The organism is Ruegeria sp. BHSB064 (assembly GCF_059613205.1).
The window spans coordinates 1-18,813 of sequence record NZ_JBXWSB010000046.1; the positions used below are offsets into that span (position 1 = coordinate 1).

The following is an 18,813-nucleotide window of genomic DNA, read 5'->3' on the forward strand; positions in this document are numbered from 1 at the left end:
GATCCTTGAAAAAATCAAGGCACAGGCCGGAAATGAAACCTGGGACACAGATGTCGTTGTCATGACCCAGCTGAAATCTGGGGAGATGGTGACAGAAGGTCTGTTGCAGAAATATGTGGGCGACATCGAAACCGGTCAGCTCGCTACGCGTGACACCTCTAAGACCGCACTGGGCACCGATGTCGAGGGCTATGTCATGCCCATGTTCCACAGCCAGACCGCTATCGCCTACAATCCCGATCTGGTCCAGAACCCACCTGCAAGCTTTGACGAGTTGAAAACCTGGACGGCAGAAAACAAAGGGGCGTTCGGCTATAACGGCATCAAGAACGGAATGTCGGGCGTCGCATTCACCGCAGCGTGGATGTATGCCTATGCCGGCAACACCGATCAATTGATGAACGGCCCCTATGATCCAGAGTTGAAAAACAGCTGGGACCAGGCGTTGAGCGATCTGAAAGCTTTCAACGAAAACGTCACCTTTACGCCCGGAAACGCAGGCACTCTGGATATGATGAACCGGGGTGAGATCGTAATGGGCCCAGTTTGGGTAGACATGTTCTACACATGGCAAGCCGACGGCCGCCTGAATCCGAACCTCAAACTGTTGCTGCCCGAGCCGGGCATGCCGGGTCAGCCTTATTACTATGCGATCCCGGCCAAGGCGGAAAACGCTGAAGCGGCGCGCAAGTTCATCGCCCTGGCCACCAGCCCCGAAGTTCAGGCCGAAGGCATCGTCAAGCGTTTCAACTGGTATCCGGGTATCGACGCTCAGCACGTCGAAAGTGCGTTGGATCAGGAAACCTGGAACAAACTGTTCACCGATGTGACACCGGAAGATCTGGCTGCCAGAGGCAAACCCTTCCCGCTGGGTCCGTTCTTTGACGATATCCGCGAAGCCTACGAGCAAAAGGTTTCCAACTAACTCCCTCTCATGGAAACCAATGTGCGGGCCTTCCCCCATGGGGCCCGCACTCAAAATTCTTGGACTGACCCCCGATGATCACCCGAAAAGCCTCATTAACCCTGATTGCTCCGGCAATCGTATTGCTTGCCTGCCTGTTTCTATACCCTCTAGGCTATTCCCTGTTGTGGGCGTTCCGGGATGAGGAACTTGGTGGTTGGGGTTTGCAGAATTTCACAAAGGCCTTTGCCTTGTATTCCAACGATGTCCTGTTCACCCTGATCATCGTAAGCCTCTCGACAGTGATTATCGGCCTGCTATCGATAGCCATCGGTGGCTATCTGACCTTGGGCGAAAACCGGGTGGCCCTTGCCGTGCTGCGCTGGCTGTATCGCTGGCCATTGTTCATTCCGTTTGTTGTTGCGGCACAGCTGATGCGAACCTTCCTCGCCAAGAACGGCATGATGAACAATATCATTGTCTCAACCGGTTTGATGGAGCCCTTGCAAGCCGCCAGCTATCTGGATTGGCGTGGCATTGTGATTACCTTTGTGTGGAAACAAACACCCTTCGTGGCCTTGCTGGTTGCAGGCGCGATGGCATCATTGGATCGTTCGACGATCGAAGCCGCTCGCAACTTGGGCGCGTCCCGACTTAGAATTCTGTTTGAAATTGTGGTGCCGCAAGTGGGCACAACACTCATGGTTGGGCTGATCCTGTCTTACGTCGTGATGATGTCCGTTTTGTCGGTGCCGCTTATGATCAACGCACAGACGCCCACGATGATCACAGTGGACATGGCATGGCGCATCAACGCCTATTCCGACTATGGCGTGGCAAACGCGCTGGGCTTTATTTCATATGCAATGACGGCCGTGATCGCCTGGGTCTACCTGCGTCAAGGCGTGCGTGAAGGAGGGAAGCCCGCATGACCATTCTTCGCACAACCCTCACAGCGGTACTGTTGGCTCTGCTGGCCTTTGCCATCTTTGGGCCGATCACCAACATGCTGATCTGGTCCGTCGCCGAAACGTGGTATTTTCCGGCGAAGCTCCCGCAAAGTTATGGCTTTTCCTTCTGGGAACGTGTGTTCCGCCCTCAGGGCAACGCCATGGAGTCTATCTATAGCTCGGTTCTGATCGCTCTGTTCACTGTGCTGGCGTCTCTGGTGGTTGCAATCCCGGCCGGGCTGGCATTGGGACGCGGCAGCCTGCCATGGCGGACATTCTTCCTGCTGTTGTTCCTGTTGCCACAAGCCTTTCCATCCATCGCCGTACACATGAACATCGCCCGCATATTCTATGGGCTGGGCCTGAATGGCACTTATGTTGGTGTGGTTCTGGTTCATACGATCCAGGGGCTGGTGTTTTCGGTTTGGATCGCGACTGCCGCGTTTGCCGCCGTGGATCGAGAGCTTGAGGAAGCCGCCGCAAATATGGGGGCGTCTCCCTTCACGGTGTTCCGCACGGTCACCTTGCCGCTTGCCCTTCCCGGGCTTATGGCCAGTGCAATTTTCGTATTCCTGATCTCGCTGGACGAGTTCACCGGAACGTACTTTGTCGGCGTGCCAGACATCACCACAATGCCCTTGCTGTTGTTCACCGCATCAATGGAGGGGAACTATCAAATCGCCTCTATCACTGCGCTCATTCTGCTGGTCCCTTCGGTTGGCTTCATGTTGTTCATTGAACGGTTTCTGAAATCGGACGTTTTGGCCAAGGTGGGAAGCTGACATGACCGATGTTGAGAACCGGCTGACCTTCGCCAAGTCTTTGGCCCAAGACGCCGCTGCGCTGGCTGTGCGTCTTCGTGATGAGCGCGGTGCCGAATTCATCGCCGAGAAAGGCCCACAGGATTTTGTCACCTTCGCGGATCGCGCGGTCGAAGACCTGATACGTCAACGCATCGCTGAAAGCTGGCCAGACGACGCCATGTTGGGTGAAGAGGACGGCGTATCCGGGTCGGGCAATGCGTTTTGGGTCGTGGACCCGATTGACGGGACCGCCAATTTCATGCGCGGGCATCGCGACTGGGGCGTTTGCATAGCGTTTTATGACGGCCAAAACATACCGCTTGGTGTGATCTGCGCGCCAGACCTGAACATGTTGGCCTGGGCGTCTGTCGGGGGTGGTGCGTGGCTGAATGAACAACGCCTGAGTGTTTCAACCTGCGCTGAACCAACACGTTCTCAATTGATGTTGGGCTGGTCAACCCGTCGACCGTTTACAGAACATACTCAGTTGATTGAGACTTTGCTGGGTGCAGGTATAGAATACCGCCGCAACGGCTCTGCCGCGATCAGCTTGCTGGCGGTGGCCACCGGTCAGGCTGAAGGTTACTATGAGGCCCATTTGAACGCCTGGGATGCTTTTGCCGCCATTCCGATGATTCAAGAGGCCGGAGGGCATATCGACTGCGAACCCCTGGACAGGTTTTTAATGCAAGGCAGCCAAATTTTGGCGAGCGGTAAGGGCATGCACCTTTTGTTTCGCGAAAAAGTCAGCGGGAATTGCCATATTTGATCCCGAAAGCTCTGATTTGAGTTCTTGGGCCGACGGCTTGTTCATCTGAAATGTCAATTCTGTCGGCTTAGTGTCTCAGAGACAAAGCCGCGCTAAAATCCTGTGTTCTTGCTTTCCATTGATCCGAGTCTGGAAGATACCAGGGAGGCGCGCGTCATCTATGTCGCGGCTTCGGCTTAACGAAGACTATAGGAGAGACCCATGGATATCAGGCCTTTCGGTGTCGAAATGTGGATGAACGAGTTCGAAACCAAGTGCGAACTCAATCTGGCTGAAACCTGCGTCGAGTCCATTACATTGGGTGAGCTTTTTGAGATTGCGGGCCAACATAACAGCATTCTGAACGATCTGTCTGCCATGAAGATGACCTATGGCGCAATCGAAGGTTCGGACCGTTTGCGCGATGCCATCTGTGGGCTGTACGAAAGCCAGACTCGCGAAAATATCCTGACGACCCATGGAACCATCGGTGCCAACTCTTTGGTGCATCAAACGCTGGTCTCGCGCGGGGATCACGTGATTTCGGTGATCCCGACCTATCAGCAGCATTACTCGATCCCCGAAAGCCTCGGAGCGGAAATAGAGCTGTTGCACCTGACCCCAGAAAACGCGTTTCTGCCCGATCTCGACAAGCTGAGCGCAATGGTTCGACCCAACACGCGGTTGATTGCGATCAATAACCCAAACAACCCGACCGGCGCTTTGATGGATCGTGCCTTGCTGGAACAAATCGTCGAAATCGCGCGCAGCGTTTATGCGTGGCTATTGTGCGATGAAGTCTATCGCGGCACCGACCAGACCGGTGATGGTTTCACGGCCGCCGTAGCCGATCTTTATGAAAAAGGGATCAGCACGGCAGGTATGTCCAAGGCGTATTCATTGGCCGGGTTGCGGGTCGGTTGGATCGCAGGGCCAAAAGACATGCTTCATGATGTGATGATCCATCGTGACTACAACACCATCTCGGTCGGTCAGGTGGACGAAATGCTCGCGGCCATTGCACTTGAAAACCGAGATAAAATTTTGGCGCGCGCCCAGCGGATCACGCGAGAGAACCTGCGGATCGTCGAAGATTGGATCGCGAATGAACCATTGCTGAGCTGGGTGCCGCCGAAATCAGGCACTACGGCGCTGCTAAAATATGATTTGCCTATGTCGTCGCGTGATCTTTGCGTCACGCTTTTGAAAGAAGAAGGCGTGATGCTGACACCAGGCAGCGCGATGGACATGGAGGGCTGGCTGCGCCTTGGCTACACCAATCCGACAGCGGATCTTAAAGCCGGGTTGAAAAAGTTGTCGGGCTTCTTGGCGCGCCACAGTGTAGCGTCGAAAATTGGTTAAAAATCGCACGAAACCCTGCGCCCCCAGACATGCTGTCCCTCTGGCAGTAAGAGACGAACCGCATTGCGGTTTTGGCCTGTTCAGCGACGTTACGACTGCCGGTTTGCAATCTATCGACCGGCAACCAAAATTTTATGCTGGGACCAGAATCCGCAGGCTTGATTCAGTTGAGTCGCACGTCGTCAGGTGCGGGCTTTCTCGAACTCAGACCAAGCGACCGAGAAGGCATCAAAATCAAATCCCGGCTGCGCGGCGGCGTCCAGAACGATACGTTCCGTCGTCAGCAGTTTCTGGATTGCGGCCTCAAGCTGATCCACGACATCTTGGGGCACCACCAGCGCACCGTGCCGATCCGCATGGATCAAGTCACCGGGATTGACCGTCAGGCCAAAGATCGTGACGGGCGTGTCAACCTCGCGCACATGGACAAAGCCGTGGCTTGGTCCAACGGACCCAGCAACAACAGGGAAACCTTCGGGCACGTCCCCCAAATCCCGCATCACGCCGTTGGTCAATGCCCCCGACATGCCAAAGCCCTTGTGGACCGTGGTGTTGATCTCTCCCCAATAGGCGCCGATGCAGTCGGGGAAATCCAAATCCTCAACCACAGCGACCGAGGGCGCAGGCCCTTCGGCCATGTACTTGTAGTAGGCCATGCGGCGCGCCTTGATGACATCGGCAGGTTCGGTTGGCGGATTGACCGCTGCAATCTTGGCCGTGCGGGCATAGCCCACAATAGCGGGTTCGTCCGGAGCCGAGCACAGCATGGTGCCGCGGGTAAAGCCATTAAACCCGCGCTTGCCTTGTGCCACCTCAATGGCGTTGCAGACAGTGGGCGTATCCACTTTGCGGAGCAGTGACAAAAGTGACGGTGTCATGTGTCCTCCAACCAGCGGATCAACGCCGCCGTGGTTTTGTTTGGTTGTTCCAATGTGGGCAAATGCCCGGCTTCTTCGATGATCTCAAACACGCTGTTTGGCAGCAGATCGTGCATCAACTGATGCCGTTCGACCGGGCAAAGACCATCTTCCCTGCCGCAGAGAACCAGGGTTTTTCCGGTATAGGCAGACAGGGTCTGGCGCTGGTCCGGGCGGTTCATCAAAGCATGGGACTGGCGCAAAAACGCCTCGGACCCCAGATCAGTAGCCATTGCCATACACAGGTCAAGTATCGCCCCCTGATGAGGGCCATCTGCCAGATAATTCGGCTTCATCTCGTCCCGCATCACGTTTCGCAGCTTACCGTTTTTTACGGCCTCGATCTGAGGGGCACGGCGGGCTTTGACCTCAGGTGTTTCTGCCAAGGGGTTAGTGTCTAAAAGCGCCAGCTTTTGGGTGCGCCCGGGCGCTTGTCGCAACACTTCCATCGCCACGATCCCACCCATCGACAGTCCGGCAAGTGCAAAGGCGGGCGGTGCGTGGGTCAGAATTTCAGCCGCCAGGGACTCGACGCTGTCATGCTGATGCAGCGGAAAGGTCATAACCGGCATCTTACCCGACAACGCCTCGATCTGAGGACCAAAAAGCCGGGCATCGCACATCATGCCCGGCAAAAGGATCAATGGTGTCATGCCGAAGCCAGCTTTGCCCCCTCGGACAGCGAAGCCAGTTTGGCATAAGCGATCTGAGGGTCCACCGCCCCAAAACCGGCAAAGGTGCCAAAGCCGCAATCACTGCCTGCGATCACGCGATCTGCCCCCACAATGTCTGCGAAACGCTCAATCCGCTGGGCCACCAATTCGGGATGTTCGACGAAGTTGGTGGTGGTGTCGACGACGCCGGGCACCAGAACCTTGTCGTCCGGGATCTCAGCCTTGCGGTCGCGGAACACGGTCCATTCGTGTGCGTGGCGCGGGTTTGAGGTCTCGAACAGGATATAGCGGGCTTTGGTTGCCATCAGCGTGGTGAACACCTTGTCCATACCGATATCGCAACAATGCGGTCCTTCGTAATTGCCCCAGCAAATATGCACGCGCACGCGATCCTGCGGCACGTTTTGCAAAGCATGGTTCAGAGCCTCGACATGCATATCAGCGATCTTGAGAAACTCGTCGTCGGACAGATCGGTGAACAGCATGTGGCGCGACAAGGCCAGATCGGGGCAATCCAATTGCAGGTCCAGACCAGAGGCCACGATTGTTTCGTATTCTTCTTTCAGCGCATCCGCCAGCGCCGCCAGGTAAGCCTCACGCTTGGGATAAAAGTCGTTTTGAAGGAAGAGGGAAATCACACCGGGTGAGGCTGCGTTCATGAACCCGCGCTCAGCACCATGTTGATCCATGGCAGCTTTGAGGTTGGCAATATCCTTCTCAAGCTCGCCCTGACCTTTTGAGCGGACCTCACCCGTACACATGGGCCTCGCATATTGCGGAGTGCCACCGTCATTGGCGAGACGTTCCAAAAAGCTGGGGAACATTTTCAGATCAGCGGGCGCATTGCGCGGGCTGTCACCGGAAAACCCCGTGTAACGATCCTTGACATAGGTGGCATATGAAATCTTTGAGGTTTCGCCATCGCTGACAATATCTACACCAGCCTCAACCTGCTTTCGCACGGTCTCAGAAACCGCGTCGGTCATGCAAGCATCAAAAGCAGCGGCGTCGTAAGTCTCGTTGTTTTCGCGCGCGAAGATAAAGTCCACGACGCCCTGAGTTCGGGGCAGAGACCCCACATGTGAAGTTAGGATTTTGGTCATGCGGGGTCTCCGTCTTTCTTAGTTACCAGTCCAGGTTGCGCCCGCCGGATCATCCGTTGCGGTGATGCGGTAAAGCCCGGCCTGACCAGTCATCGAAGGTTGAGCGCTGTAGCTTTCGCCCGGCATTACCACTGCGGTGTCCCCATTGGACAATGTGGTCACAACATCGTTGATAGCGATCCGCCAATGGCCACTTGCGGGCATCAGAACCACCGGTTTTTCTGCTTTGACCGGATCGTTAACAGCCGATCCACGGGTCAGGAAATCAACCTCGAAGCCTGGCTTGTCCTTGATCAGGCCGTTTTCACCGATCACTACAGCAGGCTTGTTTGCCGACAACGCCATCAGGTCCCAATAGCGGGCAACATATTTGCCGACCACATCCTCGACCGGAACCTCGGGGTAGGCTTTCAACTCTTCTTCGGTCAGCAAAGGCATGGGCTGCACATTGTGCGGCAGCTCTTCGCCCTTCTTGCTGTCGTAAAGCACACCATTGTTGCCCAGCATCAGACCATGCGCCTGCGCGTCCTGGATCACCTGAGGTGCCCAGGTCACACCGCCGCCTGCGTCGTCGCCACCTAGGATCGACATGATCATGCCGTAGTCCTGTCCAACGTTTTCGAAGCCACGGAAGATACCGGTGGGGATATTGAAGATGTCGCCCTCTTCAGCGATGAACTCACCAGCGGTACCATACCGGCCCCAGAAGAACCGCCAGCGTCCCTTGGCAACAAAGAAGACCTCGGCCGTGGTGTGGCTGTGCAAGGAGTTGCGGCATTTCGGGGGCTGCCCCGCCGCGCCGATGTTGAACCCGATCTTGTCGGTGATGTGGACGTGCTGGTCCGGGCTTTCCGAGACGCCACCGCCGACGATGGTAAAGTTCTCTTTCTGGTCCGACCCGGGCGTGTGTGCGTCGATGAACGCGGTTTTGCAGGGTTGCAGCTCTCCGTAACGGACGATGCGGCTTTGAATGGTACTCATATCTGTATTCCTTTGCTTGGGTTGAGGTTTGAACGGATCAAACCCCAAGCCCCGGCGGGCGGTTGTTCAGCCGCCGGGCGCGCAGGCTGGCGCGATGGGCGTGGTATCGCCGCATCGCCTGCCCCGCATCCAGATTTGAGATACGGCGGGACATGTTACTTACCGCCGGTTTGCAACAGGATCTGTTTCCAGACCGATGTTTCGTCAAACAGAGTGTATTCCCGGCGCAACTGCGGCTGGCCGCCGATCAATTCGCCAAACTCACAGTGGCTGATGCCCAACACGTACACCTCGGCCCCGGTCGGCACGCCGAAGACGCCCCAGCCGTCATGCTTGCCATGCAGGCTCCAACGCACAGCCGCGCGCGGGGCCATATTGGGATCGTCGCGCCCGATCTGGTGTTCGATCTTGAACTCGGCATTGGGGAAGCTGGCGCGCAGGCCCATCCAAAACCGATCGACCGAGTCCCAGCCGTGGCCAGTGACGCCGCCGACATATTCGGATTGCACGGCCCGGTCATATTCGGCCTCGATAACGCCCATATCAGCGCTCATGATGCGGGTCAGGATGTCGGCATAGCGCTGACCCCATTCATTGTCATTGCCCGTGCCCTTGTAGGGGCCGGGCTGGTCGGTCGCGGGTGTTAGCGGTTTGACACAGTTGTCCGGTCCGCCCTCACGCGCGATCAGATCAGCGGCGTATTCCTTAGGGTCCCAGCCCATTTGGCGCACGATGGCGCCCTGATCGCGGATCAGCCATTCATCATTGATCTGATTGTCGATGGCGTGGCAATCAGCCAGAATCCGATAACGCAGTTGCTTGCCTGTCGCTTTGCCATAGACACCATCGGCCAGATGCGTCGCAGTCGAGATGATGCGGTGCGAGCTCAGCATCCCCTCTTCCGGTGTACCGGACCAGATCACATCCTCGCCCAGCAACTGCCGGTCAGGGAATTCGGCCAAAGTTGCCATGGTTGCACCAATGACGTTCTGGTTACCCAAAACCACTGAAGCAGGCGAGCGTACAACGATGTCCGGCGAGTAGTAGTGATGCAGCGTTGCAATGCCGCGATCTTCCCAGATTTCCTTTGTGATCCCGATGATATAGTCGGGGAAATCATTGAATTTGGGATCAAATCCCTTCATGTCTTCCATCCTTCAGGTATGCGGGCCGAGCCGCGAACAATCAAAGGCCCATCAATCTCTAACCGGCGCGGACCAACATCCGGGCCGTCGATTTTGCTGAGCAGAATTTCTACCGTTTCGCTCACCATACGGTTGGCTGGCTGGCGCACGGTTGTCAGGTTGTAAGTTGGCCAAGCAGCTACGGCGACGTCGTCGTAACCCACAACCGATACATCTTCGGGCACCTTTATCCCCAACTCGAAACGCAAGGTATCCATGACCGCAATAGCCATATGGTCATTGGCTACAAACAGCGCATCGGGCGGATCCGAGGCGAACATGCGCCGGGTCGCTGCCTGCGCCTGTTCCGTTCGGAAGTTACCGACCTCTCGCGCGTGTAACGCAACACCAGCCTCCTGCAGCGCGGTAACAAATCCACGTTCCCGGTCACGCTGGGTCGAGGCACCTTCCCACCCCGCGATAAAGCCGATCTTCTTATGCGCGCCTGCCAGAAAAAATTCGGCCACTTTCCGCCCTCCGGCCAGGTTGTCAGACGTCACCGCAGACATGGCCGGGTCGTCCTGTGCCCGGTTGAACAAGACCATAGGCACACCCGCCGCGCGGCATCGGGCCGACAAGTCCGACGACAAAGCGACCGAAGCCGCCACGATGCCATCTACCTGAAAATCCAGGATCTCTTGCACCACCTTGTCGATATTTCCAGCCGATTGTGATGCCATGAAAATCAGAACATGATAGCCGTGTTCTTGCAACGCGTTGGTCAGTTTTTCCACCGCCTCCGGGTAGAACTGGTTGTCCAGATAGGCCACTACAAGACCGATGATCCGGCTTTTGCCAGAGACCACCGCACGCGCCAGAACATTGGGGCGATATCCAAGCTCATCCGCAGCTTTGCGCACCTTGGCGATGGTCTTTTCCGAGGCCGACGCACCGGGCGTAAACACACGGCTGACAGCGGATTGGCTTACCCCTGCCCGCCGTGCCACGTCCAATGATGTGACCTTCTGAGTTCCCATCAGTCCGCTGTCCAGCCTCCATCCACCAACATCGAAGTACCTGTTACCAGTGCTGACGCATCCGAGGCCAGATAGACCACCGCGCCCATGATATCTTCAATCTCGCCGGGGCGGCCTAACTTGATCTTGTCCAGAATCCAAGCGCGCTTGTGCGGGTCGTCGAAGGTGGAACGTGTCAGATCCGTCAGAATAAATGTCGGGCATATTGTGTTGACCCGAATTTTTGCAGAACCGAATTCCAGCGCCATGGCTTTGGTGAATCCTTCAACTGCAAATTTCGAGGCACAATAGACGGCACGCTCGCGTCCGCCCACATGCCCCATCTGGCTTGAGATATTGATCAGCGAACCCGGGCGACCCGCGTCGAGCAACCCCTTTGCCACGGCCTGAGTCAGGAAATACGCACCGCGTACATTGACATTCATCACCGCATCGAAATCCGATGCTGATGTGTCAACCGCCTTGCCATGGCGTGCCAACCCCGCCGAGTTCAAAAGGATCTCGTACGGACCGTTTTCCGCAACGGCCGCAGCGGTGGCATCTACATCGGACACATCCAGTTCCAGCACCTTGGCCGACCAGCCGCGCGCAGACATCTCGGACGCGATCTCTTGCAGCGCGTCTGTCCGACGCGCTGCAAGAGTGACCTCAGCCCCATGCTCCGCCAGCGCCACGGCACATGCCATGCCAATGCCGGACGATGCCCCTGCAACCAAGGCGCGCTTGCCGCCGAGGTTGAAGCTGGGCGTACTGGGGAGTTGCGCCATGTCAGACATCCCCGACCGGGAACGAGATCGACCCTGGAACCCGCGCTTTGTTGAACTCGCGCAGACGGGCAAACACGTCGACACCCAGTTGCCTGTACGCATCCAGAATATCGACGGTGACCCAGTTTTCGCGGATCTTGCCGTTCTCGAGACGCCAGAAGTCCAAGCTGCGCATGGTGATCCGTTTGCCTGACGGCGCAATGCCCATCCAGCCATCATGAGTCACAGTCTGGATCATATCGGGCCAACCGGTCACAGCGGCATATTCACCGTCACCAAAGAAGTGGTACTGAATCTCGTCGAGATACTGACCACGATCCGGCATTCCGTTCAGAAACGGAATTTGGTGCCAGTTGCGGAACCCGGAAATACCCCGTCCCGTACCGATCGCGGCAGGCCCGTACCAGTTCATACGCTCGTGCCAGAACTTTGGCATCTCCATCACTTCCGGACCACCCTGAGTGGGGTGTTTCTTGAGATGTGCCAGCATCGTCACGATGTGATCGCAAGACGCCTGCGACTTCGCCTCGTCCCACGGCCCCGGCACAAGGCCGTCATGCGTCGCAGGGCCCGGAATGCAGAATTCAAGCCCAAGCGACGGTGCCATCGGCCAGGCTTTGGCCTGAATCATGACTTCCGGGATATCCCAGATCGTCTGGATCTCGACCACCTTGCCGCCTTCAAATCGGTAGAATTCGTGATACCGCATATGGGTCAGATGACCAGTTGGCGGAATATCCAGCCAGGGCGCCACGAAGGTGCCATAGTAATGACCACCGCAACCGATCCAGTCACCGCCGTGCTCGGTACGCCCGCCCATGACGATCCAATCGCGCCGTTCCAGATCCGGCATCGAGGCCAGCAGCGGTGCATAGCAGTGATCATACAGCTCGACCGGGCCGGTTAGATCACCAAAGGGATGGCACATATGCACCACCGCGTCTGGGGCGATCAGCGCTTCCAGCGCTGCCCGTACCCCAGTTTCTTCAAAGTCATACATCGCCGCCCGAAGCGGCGCGATCAGCGCCTTGTTTGCTGAATGTACGTCGTTCATTCTGCGGCCTCCCGGTACGGCGCACCCTCGCCGTAAGGAACATTGATGCCGCCATAGCGACGCACACGGATATTGCATTGCTCGGCATGACCGACAAAGCCTTCGAGCATGCACAGGCGCGAGCCATATTCACCGATCATCGTTGCGGCCTCATCCGTCAACACTTTCTGATAGCTGTGTGTTTTCAAAAACTTGCCAACCCACAGACCGCCGGTATAGCGGCCAGCCTTTTTCGTAGGCAGCGTGTGGTTGGTCCCGATCACCTTGTCGCCATTGGCAACGTTGGTGCGTGGACCCAGGAACAACGCGCCATAACAGGTCATGTTTTCAAGGAACCAGTCGTCGCGGTCTGTCATGACCTGAACGTGTTCCGATGCGATGTCGTCGGCAACCTGCAACATCTCGTCATAGGTGTCGCAGACAATCACTTCGCCGTATTCATCCCAGCTGACCCGTGCGGTGCCCGATGTCGGAAGGATATCCAGAATGCGCTCGATCTCGGCCAGAGTGTCCTCGGCAAGTTTGCGCGAATTGGTCAGCAGAACGCAGGGGCTGTTATAGCCGTGCTCGGCCTGACCCAACAGGTCGGTGGCGCACAGTTCGGCGTCAGCGGCGGTTTCATCGGCAATGACCATCGTCTCGGTCGGACCGGCGAAAAGGTCGATACCCACCCGACCGAACAGCTGGCGCTTGGCTTCGGCAACAAACGCGTTGCCCGGACCGACCAGCATATGGACCGGATCGATTGTTTCCGTGCCGATGGCCATTGCGCCCACGGCCTGAATACCGCCCATTACGTAAATCTCATGCGCACCACCCAGATGCATCGCCGCAATCACGGCCGCGTTGGGCGCGCCATTGAACGGGGGGGTGCAAGCGATAATGCGGGGCACACCGGCGACCTTCGCGGTTGCCACTGACATATGCGCCGAAGCCACCATCGGAAACTTGCCACCGGGCACGTAACAACCCACCGACTGAACCGGGATGTTCTTGTGGCCAAGGATCACGCCGGGCAGCGTCTCGACCTCGATGTCCAGCATCGAGTCGCGCTGCGCTTGGGCGAAATTCGTCACCTGTTCCTGCGCAAACTTGATATCAGCCAGTTCACGATCTGACAGCGAGGCAATCAGATCATCGATTTGCTGCTGGCTCAAGCGATAGCTTTCGGGTGAGTAATTGTCGAATTTTTCGGACAGTTCACGCACGGCCGCATCGCCGCGCGCTTCGATATCCTTCAGGGTCGCCTCAACGACAGCGCGGGTCTTGGCGTCATCCTCAGCCCTGTCAGCCTCGGGCTTGCCACGTTTCAGGTATTCGATAGCCATGTCCTAATCCTCAGTTTGCGGGCCGAGGCGGAGTTTTCTCGCCCCGGTCATATGCTTCCCATCCGTTCCCTTGGAACAGATCGACGCCCAATTGGGCCGCCACATGGGCGAAGTCGACATTCACCCAGTTGTCGACGATTTTGCCGTCAACCACTTTCCAAAAATCCATGTAACGAATCTCGACCCGCTTACCGGTCGCGGGAATGCCCAGAAACTCGCCGGAATGAGTGGCTTCCTGCCGACCAAAGGCCGCAGCCCATTCACCCATATAAAGACGCGCCTCATCAATGCAGGTCTTGTCGGAAAACGCCGCCTGAAACGGGCGTTGCCAATTGTCCTGGAATTCATTCAACCCGGTCTTGGTGCCGCAGCCCTGGTTGCCCATCCAGCGGAAACCCTGCGCGAAGAACTCACCGATGTCATCGATGCGGTGGTCATTCAGCCCGTCAACCATCCCTTCGATGACGGCGCGCGTTTCTTCGGTTTTGCTCATATCCGTGTCTTTGGTCAGCACGGCTTGTTCGGGGCGTGAACCCTTCATGTTTTCAGTCCTTTAATCGTATTCTAATAAGATGTTCTGTTTGGCGGAGAGGGTCAGCCGCGCGTCAGAAAATCTCTTGGCATCCGGTTGAGCGCCGGGTGGCGCGCAACCGCGTTATGTCTTGCAGATGCGCTCATCAGCCTTTGACCGCACCGGCTGTCAGACCACTCACGATCTGGCGCTGGAAGAACAGGATCAGGACAAACAGCGGGGCAGTGGTCGAGACCACGGCAGCAACCGCGTACATGATCTTGCCTTCAACTTGTGTGGTGCCCATGAAGCTGTTGATGGCAGGAATGATGGTCTCATTCTCTTCACTCAGCAGCATCGCAGTCACGGCAAAGTCGTTATAGGCCAGCAGGAAGCTAAACAGACCAGTGGTAATCACGCCGGGCCACATGACCGGCACGATCACATGCCAGAACGCCTGGAACCGGGTGCAGCCATCGACCATGGCGCTTTCGTCCATGTCTTTGGGGATGTTCTTGAAGAACGAATGCAGCATCCACAGCGTGAACGGCTGGTTGATCGCCACCAGAACGATAATCGTGGTGGGCAGAATACCCCAGACGTTCCACTCGAAGAACGGCAACAGATAACCCGAGACCAGCGTGATATGCGGCATGGCACGGAACACCAGCGCAGCCATCAGGATCCAGAAGGCATAGCGGAAACCGGACCGGGCCAAAGCATAGCCACCCAGTGTGCCGAAGGTCAGCGAGATGACCACCGTAAAGAACACAACGATGCCGGTGTTTCTGAAATTGAACCAGAAATCCTCAAGCACCCAAGCCCCGTAATATCCGGCTCCGGTGAAGGCGCTTCCGGTTTGCTCGATCGTGTTGGTCCCTGTCAAGGCGTTCATCCAGTCGGCCTTAGACAAAAAGTCTGCCTGTACTTTGAAGCTGCCCCAGAAAGTCCAGAAGAACGGGAACGCCGCAATGATCAGCCACACCGCCACAAAGGCGTATGAGAACAGCTTAAGCGGGGTCATGCGAGATTGTGCTTTGGTCGCCATGTCGTGTCCTCAGTGAGATTTGCGGGTGAAGTCGCGCCAGGTGCGGATCAGCACAGGCGTCATCAGAATGATCACCAGAATAATGGTAATCAGCGAAGTCGCACCGGCCGAACCGTAAAGCGGATTGCCGCTTTCGCGCAGGTCGTTGTAGATGATCCAGCTGAGCGACTGAGCGTGCGCTTCGGCCTTGAAGCTGACGATAGGTTCGAAGACACGGAAGTTGTCCATGATCAGCATCAGCGTCACAAAGGACACCAGCGGAGCAAGATGCGGCACAATCACGTGGATCATGCGCTGCCATTTCGTGGCACCGTCGATCTGTGCGGCCTCCATCGTATCCTCAGGAACCGTCTGCAAGCCTGCGTAGAAGGTGATAAAGCTGAACGGCAAAGTGTGCCACACCCCGTAGAACATGAGCATGATCCACGTCAGCGCGGTAGAGGCTTTCAAACTCAGCGTCGGATCGTTGAATATGTTCTGAATCGTCGCCCCGATCACGCCATCGCTGTCAACCATCCAAAAGAGGATCAGTGAGCCAACAAGCGGCGTAACGAGGAAGGGCAACAGCGAGATGAAAATCGCTATCCCTTTCAGCATGTTGGGCAGATTGTTTACGCCCACTGCAATCGCCATACCAAGTATCAGAACCAGCGGTGTGACAATTGCCGTGTACACCAAGGTAAAGGTCAGGGCGCTGTAGAAAGGCAGGTTGTACACCTGAGACCAGAATTCACCCATCGTCTCTGTGCTTGCCCAGGCTTCGCGTATTTCGGCGAAGGCAAGATGCGAACGATTGGTGTAGGTGCCCAAGCCGTTGAACTGACCCAATGGCCGTTCTTCCTGCAACTGGGCCGTTGCTTCAAGGTCAACCGAAGTTGTTGGAGTACATCCAAACGGGCCGCAGCTTTCGGAGACGACCAATACCTGTTCGTGTGCTACGAACAACGACTGGATAAAGACTGAGACGATAGGAAGTGCGATGAACAGGATCATCGCGGAAAGCGTCGGCAGAATGAACCAGAAAAAGGTGCGGTGCTTCATGGCGTTCGTCCCGATCTGAAGTCCGAGTTGCGTGAGGGGGCCAAAACAGCCCCCTCGGGTCCGGTAAAATTACTGGAGGAAACCAGCTTCTTTTGCGGATGTTCTGTAGGCGGCCTCGACGTCGGCCAGCGCTTGTTCGGCGCTTTCATCCCCTTTCAGGAAATCCGCCAATTCCGCGCCGAGCGCTGCGTGCAGCAGGCCCATCTGCGGGATCATCGGATATGGCTTTGCACCACCCTGAGCGGTTTGCGCAACGCCCGCCGCAGCCGGTCCGGGCTGGAAGCCCTCCAGCAGCCAGACGGCGTCATCGTTGTTGGCTGCAACCATGTCCGGTGTCAGAGCACTGACCAGAGCCGCAAAGGTGGCTTCCGCCTCTTCATCCGAGACGTTGGACGAGATCGCGATGCCGTCCCACCACAGTGTGGCCGAAGGGATCGAGCCACCGCCGACGGTCGGAGCCGCAGACAGAACGGTGTTCGACGTCACTTCTTCGGTTGAGCCTTCGTCGTCAAGGATCGGCGAACCGCGCGAACCCCACATAACACCCAGTGCTGCCTGCCCGGATTCCCACAAACCCTGCGTTTCGTTCGAAGCATGGGTCAAGTGGTCAGGATGCGCATACTCGGTCAGCGCTTTCATGACTTCCAACGCAGCAATGCCTTTTTCATTGTTGACCGCCGGTTCTGCGGAACCAGGTTCAAAGAACTCTCCGCCGTGACCCAGATAGATCATGTTGAACACCTCACCGACGTTCCAGCCGGTTTGCAGGTTCATGACAATCGGGTGCTCCATGATACCCGCTTCGCGGATCATGGCTGCGGCTTCCAGAACCTCTTCGTAAGTGGCCGGGATGCCTTCGAAACCTGCCTGCTCAAGGATATCCTTGCGCGAGAAAAGGTGCTGCGAGTTTGCCATGAATGCCACGGCCATCACGTTGCCATCGATGGTGATCAGCAGGTTCGGCGAGATGTTTTCACCATACTTTTCAACCAGATCGTTCAGCGGACGGACCAGACCGTCATTCATCAGCTGAGTCAGCGTCGCGTTGGCCAAAATGACCGACGAATATTCAGCCGGGTTCGGCGTCAGAGCCGCGTTCATGATCTGGCGGGCTTCGGTGGTGTGGTTGGTGGAAAACTCGGACGCACCGGATGCACAGTTGGCTTCAGCAGCGCCTGCGACAGCATGAATCGCTGGGAAGTCGCTGGCAAGAATGCGAATGGATTGACCTTCAGGGCCACAGTTGGCGGCGTAAGCCGCCGACCCCATCAGACCCACAAAGGCGGTTGCGGTAGCTAGTTTTTTCAGAAACATCTCATCTCCCTGTTTCTCTGAATTGTGATGCGCGCGCCAACGACGCATGCAAGTTTGGTCCCGGGGCTGCCCCCCGGTGATTGATTACGGCTGTATTCAGATCCGTTCGCCGGTCTTGCCGTCGAACAGATGGCAGATTTCGGCGGGAACCGAAATTGATACCATGTCGTCAATCTCTGCTCGGAAGTTTTTATCTGCTTTTACAGAAACCAATGCGCCACCGACACGAACCGAGATCATTGTCGCATCACCCAACAATTCCTGAGTGTAGATCGGCGCGTTGATCTGACCCTGCCCGTCTTCAGCCAGCGCAGCATCTTCGGCGCGGAACCCTAGTGTCAGAGGACCGTCAGGCGCGGTGACATTCGGGATTTCCACGTGGTCGGCTACAAACGTGCCGTTTCGCACCTGACCTTCCATCAGGTTCATGGCCGGGTTGCCGATAAAGCTGGCCACAAAGGTATTGGCCGGGGTGTCATAGATTTCGGTCGGGCTGCCGACCTGCTGAACCACGCCGCTTTTCATCACCACAACGCGATCTGCCAGCGTCATTGCTTCGATCTGGTCGTGAGTCACGTAGATCGTGGTCACGGCCAGTTCATGGCTGAGATTCTTGATCTGCGCCCGGGTCGAGACGCGCAGTTTCGCGTCCAGGTTGGACAGCGGTTCGTCCATCAAGAAGACGTTCGGTTCGCGCACAATGGCGCGCGCCAGAGCGACACGCTGGCGCTGACCACCCGACAGTTCCGCCGGTTTGCGGTGCAGGAAGTCGTCCAACTCGACCATGGCCGAGGCGCGGCGCACCTTGTCGTCATGGGTCGCCGGATCGATGCCACGAACCCGCAGCGGGAAGCGGATGTTCTCGTACACGTTCATGTTTGGATAGAGCGCATAAGACTGGAACACCATCGCCACATCGCGATCTTTGGGCTCCATATCATTGACGCGTACGCCGTCGATCATGATGTCGCCTTCGCTGGCATCTTCCAGACCGGCGATCATCCGCATCGTTGTGGTTTTGCCGCAGCCTGAGGGACCCAGCAGAACCAGGAACTCCTTGTCAGCTATGGTCAGATCGAAATTGTCGACGCCGACAAACGAACCCCATCGCTTGCCAACATTGCGCAATTGAATCTCGGCCATCCGC

At 56.9% G+C, this 18,813-nt stretch carries 19 protein-coding genes; 5 read left to right on the forward strand and 14 right to left on the reverse strand.

Features of this window, described 5'->3' with window-relative positions; translation table 11 throughout:
- The 5 genes from AC2FNU_RS12500 to AC2FNU_RS12520 form a co-directional block, all read left to right on the forward strand.
- Positions 1-925 (forward strand): extracellular solute-binding protein (locus AC2FNU_RS12500; RefSeq protein WP_496788595.1); only part of this gene is annotated, 925 nt, incomplete at its 5' end.
- Positions 926-999: 74 nt separating this feature from the next.
- Entirely contained in the window at positions 1,000-1,836 is an 837-nt protein-coding gene (locus AC2FNU_RS12505) for an ABC transporter permease (protein WP_496788599.1), read from the forward strand.
- Positions 1,833-2,636 (forward strand): ABC transporter permease, encoded by an 804-nt coding sequence (locus tag AC2FNU_RS12510; protein WP_496788603.1) that lies wholly within the window; start codon positions 1,833-1,835, stop codon positions 2,634-2,636. The genes AC2FNU_RS12505 and AC2FNU_RS12510 overlap by 4 nt, the downstream gene beginning before the upstream one ends.
- A gap of 1 nt (position 2,637) precedes the next feature.
- Entirely contained in the window at positions 2,638-3,426 is a 789-nt protein-coding gene (locus AC2FNU_RS12515; RefSeq protein ID WP_496788607.1) for an inositol monophosphatase family protein, read from the forward strand.
- A gap of 201 nt (positions 3,427-3,627) precedes the next feature.
- On the forward strand, positions 3,628-4,767 hold the full coding sequence (locus AC2FNU_RS12520) for an aminotransferase (RefSeq protein WP_496788610.1): 1,140 nt from the start codon (positions 3,628-3,630) through the stop codon (positions 4,765-4,767).
- A 182-nt stretch (positions 4,768-4,949) separates the two neighbouring features.
- Here AC2FNU_RS12520 and AC2FNU_RS12525 read toward each other — a convergent pair whose 3' ends face one another.
- The 14 genes from AC2FNU_RS12525 to AC2FNU_RS12590 all read right to left on the reverse strand — a co-directional run bounded on the left by AC2FNU_RS12525 (position 4,950) and on the right by AC2FNU_RS12590 (position 18,809).
- Positions 4,950-5,645, reverse strand: coding sequence for an RraA family protein (locus tag AC2FNU_RS12525; RefSeq protein ID WP_496788615.1), 696 nt, complete (start codon positions 5,643-5,645; stop codon positions 4,950-4,952).
- Positions 5,642-6,337, reverse strand: coding sequence for an alpha/beta fold hydrolase (locus AC2FNU_RS12530; protein WP_496788618.1), 696 nt, complete (start codon positions 6,335-6,337; stop codon positions 5,642-5,644). Before AC2FNU_RS12530 ends, AC2FNU_RS12525 begins: the two co-directional genes overlap by 4 nt.
- Positions 6,334-7,461, reverse strand: coding sequence for a cobalamin-independent methionine synthase II family protein (locus tag AC2FNU_RS12535; protein WP_496788621.1), 1,128 nt, complete (start codon positions 7,459-7,461; stop codon positions 6,334-6,336). Before AC2FNU_RS12535 ends, AC2FNU_RS12530 begins: the two co-directional genes overlap by 4 nt.
- Positions 7,462-7,479: 18 nt before the next feature.
- On the reverse strand, positions 7,480-8,442 hold the full coding sequence (locus tag AC2FNU_RS12540) for a cupin domain-containing protein (protein ID WP_496788623.1): 963 nt from the start codon (positions 8,440-8,442) through the stop codon (positions 7,480-7,482).
- A gap of 155 nt (positions 8,443-8,597) precedes the next feature.
- Positions 8,598-9,587 carry a nuclear transport factor 2 family protein gene (locus tag AC2FNU_RS12545; protein WP_496788624.1) on the reverse strand — a complete coding sequence of 330 codons (990 nt, stop codon included), beginning with the start codon at positions 9,585-9,587 and terminating at the stop codon, positions 8,598-8,600.
- Positions 9,584-10,603 (reverse strand): LacI family DNA-binding transcriptional regulator, encoded by a 1,020-nt coding sequence (locus tag AC2FNU_RS12550; RefSeq protein ID WP_496788627.1) that lies wholly within the window; start codon positions 10,601-10,603, stop codon positions 9,584-9,586. Before AC2FNU_RS12550 ends, AC2FNU_RS12545 begins: the two co-directional genes overlap by 4 nt.
- On the reverse strand, positions 10,603-11,370 hold the full coding sequence (locus AC2FNU_RS12555) for an SDR family NAD(P)-dependent oxidoreductase (RefSeq protein ID WP_496788629.1): 768 nt from the start codon (positions 11,368-11,370) through the stop codon (positions 10,603-10,605). Before AC2FNU_RS12555 ends, AC2FNU_RS12550 begins: the two co-directional genes overlap by 1 nt.
- 1 nt (position 11,371) lies before the next feature.
- Positions 11,372-12,424 (reverse strand): ester cyclase, encoded by a 1,053-nt coding sequence (locus AC2FNU_RS12560; RefSeq protein ID WP_496788633.1) that lies wholly within the window; start codon positions 12,422-12,424, stop codon positions 11,372-11,374.
- Positions 12,421-13,752 carry a histidinol dehydrogenase gene (hisD, locus tag AC2FNU_RS12565; RefSeq protein WP_496788636.1) on the reverse strand — a complete coding sequence of 444 codons (1,332 nt, stop codon included), beginning with the start codon at positions 13,750-13,752 and terminating at the stop codon, positions 12,421-12,423. The genes AC2FNU_RS12560 and hisD overlap by 4 nt, the downstream gene beginning before the upstream one ends.
- Before the next feature lie 10 nt (positions 13,753-13,762).
- Positions 13,763-14,293: an ester cyclase gene (locus AC2FNU_RS12570; protein WP_171187562.1), complete on the reverse strand. Its 531-nt coding sequence runs from the start codon at positions 14,291-14,293 to the stop codon at positions 13,763-13,765.
- A 136-nt stretch (positions 14,294-14,429) separates the two neighbouring features.
- A complete protein-coding gene (locus tag AC2FNU_RS12575) occupies positions 14,430-15,311 on the reverse strand; it encodes a carbohydrate ABC transporter permease (RefSeq protein ID WP_171187560.1) in 882 nt (293 codons plus the stop codon).
- A 9-nt stretch (positions 15,312-15,320) separates the two neighbouring features.
- Entirely contained in the window at positions 15,321-16,352 is a 1,032-nt protein-coding gene (locus AC2FNU_RS12580; protein WP_496788641.1) for a carbohydrate ABC transporter permease, read from the reverse strand.
- A gap of 69 nt (positions 16,353-16,421) precedes the next feature.
- Complete coding sequence (locus AC2FNU_RS12585) at positions 16,422-17,666, reverse strand: ABC transporter substrate-binding protein (RefSeq protein ID WP_496788645.1); 1,245 nt, start codon at positions 17,664-17,666, stop codon at positions 16,422-16,424.
- 96 nt (positions 17,667-17,762) lie between these two features.
- Positions 17,763-18,809: an ABC transporter ATP-binding protein gene (locus AC2FNU_RS12590; protein WP_496788650.1), complete on the reverse strand. Its 1,047-nt coding sequence runs from the start codon at positions 18,807-18,809 to the stop codon at positions 17,763-17,765.
- Positions 18,810-18,813: the final 4 nt, after the last annotated feature.